This window comes from Vineibacter terrae, from assembly GCF_008039615.1.
Lineage (GTDB): Bacteria > Pseudomonadota > Alphaproteobacteria > Reyranellales > Reyranellaceae > Vineibacter > Vineibacter terrae.
The window spans coordinates 12,221-25,021 of record NZ_VDUZ01000012.1 but is presented as its reverse complement, the minus strand read 5'-3'; the positions used below and the strand labels follow the sequence as shown (position 1 = coordinate 25,021).

Annotated in this window: 8 protein-coding genes; 3 read left to right on the top strand and 5 right to left on the bottom strand. The window is 69.5% G+C overall.

The features are described 5' to 3' along the window. The first annotated feature begins 322 nt into the window (after window positions 1–322). On the top strand, window positions 323–1,699 hold the full coding sequence (gene rho / locus FHP25_RS12550) for a transcription termination factor Rho (protein ID WP_147847277.1): 1,377 nt from the start codon (window positions 323–325) through the stop codon (window positions 1,697–1,699). Window positions 1,700–1,781: 82 nt separating this feature from the next. Further along, on the top strand, window positions 1,782–2,597 hold the full coding sequence (locus FHP25_RS12545; protein WP_147847276.1) for an SDR family NAD(P)-dependent oxidoreductase: 816 nt from the start codon (window positions 1,782–1,784) through the stop codon (window positions 2,595–2,597). Between the two features lie 101 nt (window positions 2,598–2,698). Here the strand turns inward: FHP25_RS12545 and FHP25_RS12540 are convergent, their stop codons facing one another. From FHP25_RS12540 to FHP25_RS12530, 3 genes are all read right to left on the bottom strand, one after another. Continuing rightward, on the bottom strand, window positions 2,699–5,740 hold the full coding sequence (locus FHP25_RS12540; RefSeq protein WP_231712309.1) for an FAD-binding and (Fe-S)-binding domain-containing protein: 3,042 nt from the start codon (window positions 5,738–5,740) through the stop codon (window positions 2,699–2,701). 76 nt (window positions 5,741–5,816) lie between these two features. Beyond that, window positions 5,817–6,932: a Bug family tripartite tricarboxylate transporter substrate binding protein gene (locus tag FHP25_RS42835; RefSeq protein WP_218578349.1), complete on the bottom strand. Its 1,116-nt coding sequence runs from the start codon at window positions 6,930–6,932 to the stop codon at window positions 5,817–5,819. A gap of 15 nt (window positions 6,933–6,947) precedes the next feature. Beyond that, complete coding sequence (locus FHP25_RS12530) at window positions 6,948–10,196, bottom strand: adenylate/guanylate cyclase domain-containing protein (protein ID WP_147847275.1); 3,249 nt, start codon at window positions 10,194–10,196, stop codon at window positions 6,948–6,950. A 156-nt stretch (window positions 10,197–10,352) separates the two neighbouring features. On the opposite strand from FHP25_RS12530, the gene FHP25_RS12525 reads away from it, so the two are divergent. Continuing rightward, the gene (locus FHP25_RS12525) at window positions 10,353–10,976 is read left to right on the top strand and encodes a glutathione S-transferase family protein (protein WP_178133481.1); all 624 of its coding nucleotides are present in this window, start codon (window positions 10,353–10,355) and stop codon (window positions 10,974–10,976) included. A gap of 71 nt (window positions 10,977–11,047) precedes the next feature. On the opposite strand, the gene FHP25_RS12520 is transcribed toward FHP25_RS12525, so the two are convergent. Then, window positions 11,048–11,473, bottom strand: coding sequence for a carboxymuconolactone decarboxylase family protein (locus FHP25_RS12520; protein ID WP_147847273.1), 426 nt, complete (start codon window positions 11,471–11,473; stop codon window positions 11,048–11,050). A 9-nt stretch (window positions 11,474–11,482) separates the two neighbouring features. Then, the gene (locus tag FHP25_RS12515) at window positions 11,483–12,658 is read right to left on the bottom strand and encodes an MFS transporter (protein ID WP_178133480.1); all 1,176 of its coding nucleotides are present in this window, start codon (window positions 12,656–12,658) and stop codon (window positions 11,483–11,485) included. Between the last annotated feature and the right edge of the window lie 143 nt (window positions 12,659–12,801).

The following is a 12,801-nucleotide window of genomic DNA, read 5'->3' as shown; positions in this document are numbered from 1 at the left end:
GCCGCCGGCCGAGACGAGCCGGCGGCGCGGCGGGGCTGCCATGCGGCGACGTGCAGCCGAAGGGAACCAAATTCGCTGACGCCCTTTGACATTCTCGGAACCCGTCGCTATCTAGGGCGCAGATACCGGGGTGCCCCGATGAGTGGCGCAGCACCGGGTCGCGCCAGACTCCGCTGCGTCACATACCTCAGGTAAGCCGTCTTCAGGCGGCCGACGTCTGCGGCTAACCTCCTGACGTTTCTCATGAATTCGACCTGGTGGTCGGTTCATCCATCGCCTGCGCCCGCCCAGGCACCGCCTACTGCCACCCCCGACACTCAAGATGAATCTCAACGACCTCAAAAAGAAGACCCCCGCCGAGCTGCTGGCTGCCGCCGAGGAGCTGCAGATCGAAGGCGCCTCCACGCTGCGGCGCCAGGAGCTGATGTTCGCCATCCTCAAGCGCATGGCCGACAGCGACCAGGCGATCTACGGCTCCGGCGTGGTCGAAGTGCTGTCCGACGGCTTCGGCTTCCTGCGTTCGATCGAGTCGAACTACCTGCCGGGGCCTGATGACATTTATGTCAGCCCGGCCCAGATCCGCCGCCACGGCCTGCGCACCGGCGATACGGTCGACGGCGAGATCCGCGCGCCGAAGGACGGCGAGCGCTATTTCGCCCTCACCAAGATCAACCTGATCAATTTCGAGGATCCCGACGCGGTCCGCCACCGGATCAACTTCGACAACCTCACGCCGCTCTATCCCGACGAGAAGCTGAACCTGGAGATGGAAGGCGCCGGCTATGCCGCCGCCGTGGCCATGGCCGAAGAGGCGGGCTCCGCCCGGGTATCGACTGCCGGCCGGGTCAGCACCGGCCGGCGCGGCACGCTGACGGCCAAGAAGCAGTCGTCGCCGGCCCAGACGGTCGACATCAGCACCCGCGTGATCGACCTCATCGCGCCGATCGGCAAGGGCCAGCGCGCGCTGATCGTGGCGCCGCCGCGCACCGGCAAAACCATGATCCTGCAGAACATCGCCCATGCGGTGGCGCAGAACAATCCCGAGTGCTTCCTGATGGTGCTGCTGATCGACGAGCGCCCCGAGGAGGTCACCGACATGCAGCGCACGGTGAAGGGCGAGGTGATCTCCTCGACCTTCGACGAGCCGGCGTCGCGCCACGTGCAGGTGGCCGAGATGGTGATCGAGAAGGCCAAGCGCCTGGTCGAGCACAAGAAGGACGTCGTGATCCTGCTCGACTCGATCACCCGCCTGGGCCGCGCCTACAACACCGTGGTGCCCAGCTCCGGCAAGGTGCTGACCGGCGGTGTCGACGCCAACGCCCTGCAGCGGCCCAAGCGCTTCTTCGGCGCCGCCCGCAACATCGAGGAGGGCGGCAGCCTCACCATCATCTCGACGGCGTTGATCGATACCGGCAGCCGCATGGACGAGGTGATCTTCGAAGAGTTCAAGGGCACCGGCAACAGCGAGATCATCCTCGACCGCAAGGTGGCCGACAAGCGCACCTTCCCGGCCATCGACATCACCAAGTCGGGCACCCGCAAGGAGGAGCTGCTGGTCGACCGCGGCACGCTCAGCAAGATGTGGGTGCTGCGCCGCATCCTGATGCCGATGGGCCCGGTCGATGCCATCGAGTTCCTGCTCGACAAGCTGCGCACCAGCAAGAACAACGCCGACTTCTTCTCGGCCATGAACCAATAGCGGCTATGGCCGCTTGAGTCGCGCCGCCGCCGGTGATCTGCTCGTGCCGGGACGAAAGGTCCCGGCAGCGAGGGAGAGGGCGATGGCTGGCGGCGATTGGCTGGGGCTTTCCGGGCGTGTCTGTGTCGTGACCGGCGCCGGAGGCGGCATCGGCAGCGCGATCGCGGCCAGCTTCGCGGCTGCCGGCGCCCATGTGGCGCTGCTGGACAAGAACACCGAGACCTGCAGGCAGACCGCGGATGCGCTGGCCGCCAAGGGCAGCAAGGCTATCGCGCTGGCATGCGACACGGCGGACCCGGCCAGTGTCGAGGCCGCCGCCGCCGCGGTGACGACGGCGCTGGGACCGTGCGACGTGCTGGCCAACAATGCCGGGTTCCTGAGCCCCGGCGCGCTCGCCAGCCTGCCGCTCGAGGCCTGGAACGCCAACATCGCGGTCAACCTGACCGGCTATTTCATCTGCGCCCAGGTCTTCGGCCGCGCCATGCTGGAGCGCAAGTGCGGCGCGCTGGTGCATATCGCCTCGATCGCGGCCACCAACCCGCAGCCCTGGAGCGGCGCCTACAGCGTCACCAAGGCGGGTGTCGCGATGCTGTCGCGGCAGCTCGCTGCCGAGTGGGGATCGCAGGGGGTCCGCAGCAACGCCGTCAGCCCGGGCCTGATCCGCACCCCGATGTCGGAGGCCTTCTACCAACACGAGGAGACGGCCCACCGACGCGCCGAGCTGGTGCCTGCCGGCCGGGTCGGCACGCCGCAGGACATCGCCGATGCCGTGGTCTGGCTGGCCAGCGACCGGGCCGCCTATGTCAGCGGCGAGGAGGTGATCGTCGATGGTGGCGTCACGCAGACCCTGATGGGCCTGATCCCACGGCCTGGCTTCACCCAGGCCGCGACGCGGTAGGCGTCCGCGTTACCGCTGGCAATCGGTCGGGCCGCGCCGCTCCAGCGGCGCCCTTGCGATCTATTGCCATGAGCGTCGCTGGAGCGACGCGGCCCGACCAGCTACCTGCCTTGATCCAACGCCATCGCCAGCACACGCGCGACGTGGAGCGCCTCGCGGCCGGCGCCGTCGTGGATCTGGTGCCGGCAGCTGGTGCCGTCGGCGACGATCAGCGTGCCGGCGTCGGCCGACCGCACGGCCGGCAGCAGCGACAGCTCGGCCATGGCCATCGACACGTCGTGGTGCGCCGCCTCGTAGCCGAAGGCACCGGCCATGCCGCAGCAGCTCGACTCGATCGGCTTTACGGCAAGATCGGGGATCCAGCCCAGCACCGTCTGCACCGGCGTGAAGGCGTCGAACGCCTTCTGGTGGCAATGGCCGTGCACCAGCGCGGCCTTGTGCGGCAGCGCCTGGAGGGCAAGCTTCAGCCGCCCGGCCTTGTGCTCGCGCACCAGGAACTCTTCGAGCAGGAAGCTGTTGGCCGCGACGCGGCCTGAAGCCGGTCCCAGGCCCATGACCGTGTACTCGTCGCGCAGCGTCAGCAGGCATGACGGCTCGAGGCCGACGATCGGCACGCCGCGCGCGGCGTAGGGCTCCAGCGCCGCCAAAGTGCGGCGGGCCTCGGCCTTGGCCTCGTCGACCATGCCGCTCGCCAGATAGGTGCGCCCGCAGCACAGCGGCCGGAAGCGGCGCCCTTCGGCGGCCGGTATCGCGACATGGACCGTGTATCCGGCCGTCTCCAGCACCGCCAGCGCGCTGTGCGCGTTCTCCGCCTCGAAGGCGTTGTTGAACGTGTCGGCGAACAGCACGACCTCGCCGGCCGCTCCCTCGCACTGAGGCAGGCTCCTGCCGTCGCTGCCGATGGAAAAAGCCAATCCGCCGAGGAACGTATCGCGGCGCCATGTCGGCAGCTTGCGCCGGGCGGAGAAGCCTAGCATGCGCTGCGACAGCGCGGCCGCGCCCGGCAGCGTATCGCGCAGATTGAACAGCCAGGGCAGGCGGGCGCCCCAGTGCGCGTAGCGCGGCAGGTGCGCGATCAGCCGATCCTTCAGCGTATGGCCGTGGCGTGCCTTGTAGTGGTGCAGGAACTCGATCTTCATGCGCGCCATGTCGACGCCGGTCGGGCAGTCGCGCTTGCAGCCCTTGCATGAGACGCACAGATCCAGCGTCTCGTGCAGCGCCTGCGATGTGAAGGCCTCGGCGCCGAGCTGGCCGGACAGCGCCAGCCGCAGCGTGTTGGCGCGGCCGCGGGTCAGGTGCTGCTCGTCACGGGTGGCGCGGTAGCTGGGGCACATGGTGCCGGCATCGAACTTGCGGCAGTGGCCGTTGTTGTTGCACATCTCGACGGCCTTGCCGAAGCCGCCGGCGGGATCACTGCCGCTGCCCGGCGCCGTCAGCGCCTCGGTGCGCGGGTCGTTCTGCACGTCCCACGCCGACCAGTCGAGCGCGGTGCTGAGCGTGATGCCGCGATAGCCCGGCCGGTAGCGGAACAGCTCGCGCTGGTCCATGCGGGTCGGCCGCACGATCTTGCCGGGATTGAGCAGGTCCTGCGGATCGAACAGGCCCTTGATCTCCTCGAAGGCACGCGCAAGGCGCGGGCCGAACTGCCACGCTACCCACTCGCTGCGCACCAGCCCGTCGCCATGCTCGCCGGAATACGCGCCCTTGTACTGGCGCACCAGCGCCGATGCCTCCTCGGCGATGGCGCGCATCCTGGCGGCGCCGTCGCGGCGCATGTCGAGGATCGGCCGCACATGCAGCGTGCCGACCGAGGCATGCGCGTACCACGTGCCGCGGGTGCCGTGGCGCTCGAAGACGTCGGTGAGGCGCGCGGTGTAGTCGGCCAGGTGCTCCAGCGGCACGGCGCAGTCCTCGATGAAGGACACCGGCTTTCCATCGCCCTTCATGGACATCATGATGTTGAGGCCTGATTTGCGCACCTCCCACAGCGCCGACTGGCGCCTGGCATCCGTCATCTCCACCACGCTGCCCGGCAGGCCCAGATCGCCCATCAGCTCGACCAGCGTCTTCAGGTCGCGCCGCGGCGCGTCCTCGGCATCGCCGGTGAACTCGACCAGCAGGATCGCGTCGGGCGCCCCGATCAGCGCGTCCTCGATCACTGCCCGGAAAGCCGGATTGGCGCGCGCCAGCTCGATCATGGTGCGGTCCACCAGCTCGACCGTGACCGGCTTCAACCGCACGATGTGCTGGGCCGACTCCATCGCCTTGTGGAAGGTCGGGAAATTCACCACGCCCAGCACCTTATGCCTGGGCAGCGGCGCCAGCTTCAGGGTCAGGCGGCGCGTCACCGCCAGCGTACCCTCGCTGCCGACCAGCAGGTGCGCCAGGTTGACGGTGTTGTCGGTGGTGTAGGGCAGCTCGCTTTGCGGATGGAAGATGTCGAGGTTGTAGCCGCCGACGCGCCGCAGCACCTTGGGCACCTGCCGCTCGATCTCGTCGCGCTCGCGGTCGGCCAGCGCCCGCACGGCATCGCCCAGGCGACGAACGGCGGCAGGCTCGCTGCCGTCGAGGCGGCCGAACGCAACCTCGCTGCCGTCGGCGAGGATGGCGTCGATGCCCGCCACGTTGTGCACCATGTTGCCGTAGCGGATCGACCGCGAGCCGCAGGAGTTGTTGCCCGCCATCCCGCCCAGGGTGCACTGCGCCGCCGTCGACACGTCGACCGGATACCAGAGGCCGTGCGGCTTGAGCCAGGCGTTGAGGTGATCGAGCACCAGGCCGGGCTGCACCGTGACCTCGGCGCGGTCGCGGTCGAACGACACGATCTCGCGCAGATGCTTGCTGCAATCGATGACCAGCGCCGCGCCCACCGTCTGGCCGCATTGCGAGGTGCCGGCACCGCGCGCCAGGATCGGCACCGCCAGGCCGCGCGCGATGTCGACGATCGTCTTCAGCTCGGCCTCGTCGCGCGGCACGACGACGCCGACGGGATCGATCTGATAGATCGAGGCATCGGTGCTGTAGCGGCCGCGCGTCGCGGCGTCGAACATCACCTCGCCACGCAGCTCGCGCCGCAACGCCCGCTCCAGCGTCAGCGCGGGCACGGTTGCGGGTTTGGATGTCGGCACCGTCGTGTCGATCACGATCACTGCTTCTCTCTGCCTTCATGGTGAGCTTGTCGAACCATGAAGGCCTCGCACGGAGGTGGGAGAGGGCGCTTCATGGTTCGACAAGCTCACCATGAAGCGATCTTTCCTCGAACTCTACTCTAGCTTCACGCTTGCTTCCTGGCAGACCTTGGCCCATTTCTCGATCTCGCCGCGGATGCGCTTGGCGAAGTCGGCGCGCGACTCGCCGCCCGCCTGCGCCGATTGCTCGGCCCAGATCTTCTGCATCTCCGGATGCTGCAGCGCCTTCGCGATCTCGGCGTGCATGCGCTCGACCACCGGCGCGGGCGTGTTCTTGATCGCCCAGACGCCGTACCAGGTCGAGACTTCCCATCCCGGCACGCCGAGCTCGAGCGCGGTGGGGATCTCGGAGAACGCCGTCACGCGCTCGCGCGTAGCGACGGCCAGTCCCTTGAGCCGTCCGGTGCGGATCGGCTGCGCCGACGTGCCCATGCCGTCCGTCGAACATCATGTCGACCTGGCCGGCCAGCAGGTCCTGCATCGCCGGGCCGGCGCCACGGAATGGCACATGCGTCAGCTTGATCCTGGTCAGGATCTGGAACAGCTCGCCGGCGAGGTGATGCGCCGTGCCGGCGCCGGGCGAGGCATAGTTGATCTTGCCGGGATTGGCCGTGGCGTAGTCGATGAATTCCTTGAGCGTGGCTGCCGGCACACGCTGCGGATGGATCGACACCACCTGCGGCACCAGCGCGATCATGGTGATCGGCACGAAGTCCTTCTCCAGGTCGTACTCCAGCTTCTTGTAGATGCTGGGCGCGATGGTGTGATGGATGGCGCCGACGAAGAAGGTGTAGCCGTCGGGCCGGGCCTTGGCCGCCTGCGCCGCGCCGACCGTGCCGCCGGCGCCGCCCTTGTTGTCGATCAGCACCTGCTGGCCCAGCGCCTCGGTCAGCCGGGCCGCCAGCGGCCGGGCGAACACGTCGGTGCCGCCGCCGGCCGGAAACGGGTTGATCCAGGTGATCGGCTTGTCTGGCCAGGCATCCGCCCGGGCCGCGCGCGGCAGGACCGCCGCCCCCGCCACCGAGGCCATGCCCCCCAGCAGGCTCCTGCGCTTGACCGTCATGACGTCTCCTCGATGCATCGTTCTGTCGTTGTCCCACAACCAGCACCGATCCTTCCCCGCCGCGCCGGGCCAGGCAAGCGGCATGGTGAGAGACTGTTTTCAGGCGTCGAGGCCGGCCGCGAGGCGCACAGCGCCGATGCGGGCTGACCAGTCGCGCAGGGCCTGCGCCTCGGCGGCCATCTCGCGCGACAGCTTGCCGCGCAGCGCCGCAGCCAGCACCCGGCCGCGGCGGGCCATGAAGTCGGCCAGTGGCATGGCCTCCTGGCAGTAGTAGGCCGAGAGGCGCCCGCATTGCTGCTCGATGAAGTCCGGATCGCCCATGTCGCGGCCCAGCGCGATCAGGTGATGCCGTGCCAGGTAGTGGTTATGGGCAAGGACGTTGCCGCCCAGCAGCGTCTCGCATTCGCCGACCAGCGCATCGCGTGCATCGGCCTGGTCGCTGAGCCGGGCGTTGAAGGCCAGCAGGGCCGGGCCCCAGTAGGCCATGCCCGTCTTGCGCGCCAGGACCAGGCCCTCGCCGACAAGGGAGCGCGCGACGTCATGCCGGCCCTCCGCCAGCTCGACGTCGGCAAGGAAGGCGAGATTCTCAGGCTCGAAGCGCCAGGCTTCCAGCTCCTTCACGATCGCGCGGCAACGCTGCAGCCGCAGCCGCGCCTCGTCGTAGCCGGCGAGCTCGAGAAGGGCGCCGACACAGGCATGGTTGGCGATCATCTCGGCCCGCTTCTGGCCGACAGCGACCGCCAGCGCCACGCTTTCGCGGGCCACCGCGATGGCTTCATCCAGCCGCAACGCGAAGAGCAGCGTGTGGGCATACATCGGCAGGTTGGACACCTCGACCCGGCCCAGGCCGATGCGGCGGCTTTCCTCGACGCAGCGCTGGAAATGGGCGCCGCAGGTGACCAGCCGGCCGCGCGCGTACTCGGCATCACCCAGCCCGCCCAGCGCCCGCGCCTTGGCTTCGGCGCTGCCCGCGCGCTCGGCCAAGTCCAACGCCGCCTCATGCTCGACCAGGCATTCCTCGACCCGTCCTTGCGGGAAGCAGAGATTGCCGCGGGTGAACCGGCAGCGCGCCTGGATATCGAGCCAGCCGCCCTTCTCAGCCAATCCCTGCGCCGCCGCGACATCGTCGAGCGCCGTCGGCAGGTCATCGAGGATGCGACGCGCCGAGGCGCTGCCCAGAAGCGCCAGGCTGCGGCTGCGGTCATCACCGCCGACCTGCAGCATCTCCTGATAGGCGGCCAGCGCCTCCCGCGCACGTCCACCGTCCAACAGCACGTCGCCCTTGAGCAGCAGCAGCGCAGCGCGGCTGGCCGGCTCCGCCGCCAGCTCCAGGCCGCGCGCGGCCAGGGGCAGCGCCTCGGCCGGACGATAGCGCTGCAGCCGATCCTCCGCCGCGACACGGTAGGCATCGGCCGCCTCGGGCGATTCGGCGCGATCGAGATGCGAAGCCCGCAGGATGGGATCACGGCCGGCGAACCAGGCCGCGGCGCGGCCGTGCAGCACGCGGCGCGGCTGGGCCAGCAGCGAGCGCTGCACCGCCTCGCAGATCAGCGCATGGGCGAACACCAGTTCCATGCCGTCGGCGCGCAGGAGGCCGGCCTGCAGCAGCCGATCCGCGACATAGGCCGGGTTGACGACGACAGCCCGCAGCGCCGCGATATCGAAGCGCTGGCCCAGCACGGCGGCGGCATGGATCGCAGCCCGATCGGCCGCGCCCAGCCGATCGACCCGCGCCACGATCAGCCCGCGCAGCGACGGCGGCAGCTCGCCGGCCACTTCGGCGGCGTTGCGCAGAAGCTGCTCCAGGAACAAGGGATTGCCGCCGGCGCGTTCGATGCATCGCTGCTGGATCGCCTCGGGCAGGCGCGCCACATGGCCGACGATCGCAACCGCATCCTGCGCCCGCAGCGGCCCCAGATCGATCGTGGCCAGCGGTGCGCCGCCGGGCTGCAGGCGCAGCGCCTCGTACAGGCGCTCGTTCTCGGGTCGCGAGGTCAGCGCCAGGATCAGCGGCCGGTCGGTGGCGATGCGCGACACGCGCAGCAGCGCCTCGACCAGCGCCGCGTCGGCCCAATGGAGGTCCTCGACCACGAGCAGCAGAGGCGAATCGGCCAGCGCCCGCTCGACGAGCATCGCCATCGCCTCGTGGCGGCCGGCACGGCGGCTGGCTTCGTCGGAGGCGTCGATCAGGCCGCGCAGGCCCGGCGTCAGCGGCGCTTCGGCAAGCTCCCGAAGGAAGGCTTCCAGGCGCGGCTCGACGGCAGCAGCGGCGACCACCCCGGCCACGGCTGCGGCACGTACCGCCGGCACCGAGTCCGGCACCAGCCCGAGCAGGCTGTCGGCGAGCCGCCGCAGCGGATCGCGCTCATGGCCGGCACCGAAATCCAGGACGTGGCAGACATGGCAGGCGATGCCGGATGCCACCGCCAGGGCGCGGGTCTCGCCGACCAGACGGCTCTTGCCGATCCCCGGCTCGCCGCGCACGTAGATCACCGCGCCGGCGCATCGCGCACGGCAGCTCTCGACCAGCGCCGCGATCTGGGCCAGCTCGGCGCCGCGACCGACGAACGGCGTCGGTTCCGCCGCATCGCGGTCGACAAGCCCTGACAGCCGCCAGACATCGACGGGTTCGGCGAAGCCCTTCAGCGCATGGCGGCCGCGGGCCTCGAACATCGCCCGGCCCGTCAACGTGCGCCGTACCGGCTCCGACACGAAGATCTCGCCGGCCGGGGCCAGGGCCGTGAGCCGTGCCGCCAGGTTCACGGTCTCGCCGACCGCGGTGTAGCCGCCGCCGGAGCCGCCGACGATCACCTCGCCGACGGTGAGGCCGGCATGCATCGCAAGCTCGCGGCCCAGCTCGCCCGACAGCGCGGGCATCCGGGCACGCAGCTCCAGGGCCGCGCGCACGGCGCGCACGACATCATCGTCATGCGCCAGCGGCGCGCCGAACAAGGCCATCACGGCGTCGCCGATATGCTTGTCGACCATGCCGCCGTGACGCTTCACGATCGTGTCAGCGGCTGTCAGGTACCCGTCCAGCAGGGCGTGCAGGCGTTCATCGGGCAGATCACGCGATAGCGCCGTGAAGCCGCAGAGATCGGCGAACAGCACCGCCACCGGCCGGCGCTCCGTATCGAGCGCGGTTGCGGCCTCGGCCGTCGGCGCCGCAGCCTTGAGCTGCGCGATGGCATCGAGCAGCCGTCGTCGATGGCCGACCGAGCCGACACCGATCTCGCGCAAATCGTCGGCCGTGAGCTGATGCAAGGTGGCGGCGTCGACATGGTTGGCCGCGAACGCGGCTGCGTATTCCCCAAGTCCGAGCTGCTCGAGCCACGCCGACACATCCATCGGGCGATACCCCGCAGACGTTGCCCCATGCCGCCACAACGCGCCGCGATCCGCGTTCCGTCAAGCCGTTTTCCACGGGCCGGATGCACCCACACTTCCGTCACGATCGCCATGCTTAATCCCGGCCCATCCCACCGATCGAGAGAGCGACCCGTCATGGCTCGGCCGCTGACGCTCTACTATTCGCCGTTCACCCGCGCATCACGCGGGCTCTGGATGCTGGAGGAGCTGGACGAGCCCTATGCCCTGCGGCTGATCGACACCCACAAGGGCGAGCAGAGAAACCCGGCCTACCTCGCGATCAATCCGACAGGAAAGGTGCCGACACTGCGCGACGGCGAGCACATCATCCGCGATTCGGCGGCGATCTGCGCCTACCTCGCCGACCGCTTCCCCGGTGCCGGACTGGCGCCGGCCACCGACGCGCCCGAGCGCGCGTCGTACCTGACCTGGCTGTTCTACGCCGCAAGCAATGTCGAGCCGGCCGTGATGGTGCAGACGAACAAGTGGCCGGTGCCATCCGTCCAGACCAGCTGGGGCAGCTACGAGACGGTCATCGAGACTCTCGCCGGCGCCGTGCGCGGCGGCCCGTACCTACTGGGAAAGCAGTTCACCGCCGCCGACGTCGTGCTGGGCTCGATGGTGCGTTTCTGCCTCGCCAACAAGCTGTTGCCGGCACGTCCCGAGCTCGGCGCCTATGTCGCGCGCCTGGAGGCGCGTCCGGCGCTGCAGCGTACGATGAAGATCGAGGCCGAGTACGCGGCACGCCTCAAGGCATAGCCGCGGCCTCGTCGACCGCGGCGGCGCGGATCACGATGTCGTGCGCCATCGGCGCCGCAATCGGCCGGATCCTAGACGCCGCGCTCCTTGAACACGTCCTTCGCCGTCTTGAAGGCGTCGAGGCAGGCCGGGATGCCGCAATAGATGCCGACCTGCAGGAAGATCTCCTTCATCTCCTCCTTGGTGACGCCGTTGGTCAGCGCGCCGTTGATATGCAGCTTGAGCTCGGGGCCGCGGTTGAGCGCCGCCAGCATGGCGAGGTTCAGCATGCTGCGCGTCTTCTTGGGCAAGCCGTCGCGGCCCCAGACATAGCCCCAGCAATACTCGGTGGTGATTTCCTGGAAGGCCATCATGAAGTCGTCGGCATTGGCCAGAGAGTTCTCGACATACTCCTTGCCCAGCACCGCCTTGCGGATCTCCAGGCCCTTTTTGAACACCTTCGGATTGGCAGGCTTGGGCTTTGGCTTGGACTGGGGCTTCACCTTCGACTTGGCCATCATCATCTCCTATGGGCGTTCACGCGCGAGCCGCCTCCCGACGAGCAGCAGCAGGATATCGTAGCTGGCCTTCAGCGCGCCGCCCACCACGACGGCCCAGCCGAAGGGCGACGACGCCAGCAGCCAGCCGGCGATGATCGGCGCGCCGGCCGCCGCCAGGGCCCGCGGCACGGCCGTCACACTGGTCGCGGCGGCGCGCTCGGCCGGCGGCACCAGCGACAGGATCAGCGCCGTGCGCGGCGCCACGTCCATCGACGAGAGCGCGCTGCGCAGGAACAGCAGCACCAGCGCGACCTCGAGGCTGGGCGCGAACGGTGCCAGCAGCAGGAAGAGGTTGGCCGGCAGGTGCGTGAACACCATGGTGTTCACCAGCCCGATACGGCGCGCCACCCAGGGCGCGGCAAGATGGGAGAAGGCGCCCAGCATGCTCATCACGAACAGCGTGCGGCTGGCGTCGGTGACGGAGAAGCCGAAGCGGTCGTAGAGCCACAGCGCGATCAACGACTGCAGCACGAAGCCGCCGCCGAAGGCATCGATGCAGAACAACGCCGTCAGCACCAGGATCGGACGCCGCGTCTGCGGCGACAGCCCGGCCCGCGGCGCCTCGGCCATCGGCTCGGCGCGCGGCATGGACACGGCATAGATCAGCGCCAGCGCCAGGCCGGCCACGACATAGCTGAGGAAGGCCGTGGCCGGCGGCCAGGCCAGCCGGTCGAACAGCTCCGCCGCGCCGGTGCCGGCGGCGCCCGCCAGGCTCGCGAACAGGCTGTAGCGCGCGAACACCGTCGTGCGCCGCTCCGGCGCCGCCAGGTCGGCCATGCGCGCCTGCTCGGCCGGCAGGAACAGGCTGACATCGCCAACCGACGGGTTGAGCGTGCCGATCACGGCCGCCAGCAGCAGCGCCCAGAAGGCCTCGAGGCTGAAGAAGGCGAGCCCGGTCGCCACCATCAGCCCGCTGCCGGCCAGCAGCACGGCGTGGCGCGGCAGACGCGCCGACCACAGGCCGACCGCCAGCGTCAGCAGCGCCGAGCCCAGCATGGTGGCCGTGGCGATCATGCCGACATCGAAGGCGTCGTAGCCCAGCCGCAGCAGATACAGCGGCAGCAGCACGCTCACCAGCCCGTCGGCGAAGGCCCGCAGGGCCCGCGCCAGGGTCAGCAGATGCAGGGTGACGGTCGGGGACACGGACGCCGCCCCAAGAAGCTAAGTTATTGAAATTGCTTATCGATCAAAAACAACCCGCAAAAACCCCGTGACGCAAACGTCGCAAAATACGGAAAATACCAGCCAAGCCCACAGGCGTTCAGCCCATATGCGCATCGCCCGTC

Bases quoted from the DNA above. Each gene is read 5' to 3' on its own strand.
- rho (WP_147847277.1), top strand. From the start codon at position 323: ATGAATCTCAACGACCTCAAAAAGAAGACCCCCGCCGAGCTGCTGGCT.
- FHP25_RS12520 (WP_147847273.1), bottom strand. From the start codon at position 11,473: ATGGCCAAGTCGAAGGTGAAGCCCCAGTCCAAGCCAAAGCCCAAGCCT.
- FHP25_RS12530 (WP_147847275.1), bottom strand. From the start codon at position 10,196: ATGGATGTGTCGGCGTGGCTCGAGCAGCTCGGACTTGGGGAATACGCA.
- FHP25_RS12525 (WP_178133481.1), top strand. From the start codon at position 10,353: ATGGCTCGGCCGCTGACGCTCTACTATTCGCCGTTCACCCGCGCATCA.
- FHP25_RS42835 (WP_218578349.1), bottom strand. From the start codon at position 6,932: ATGCCGCTTGCCTGGCCCGGCGCGGCGGGGAAGGATCGGTGCTGGTTG.
- FHP25_RS12545 (WP_147847276.1), top strand. From the start codon at position 1,782: ATGGCTGGCGGCGATTGGCTGGGGCTTTCCGGGCGTGTCTGTGTCGTG.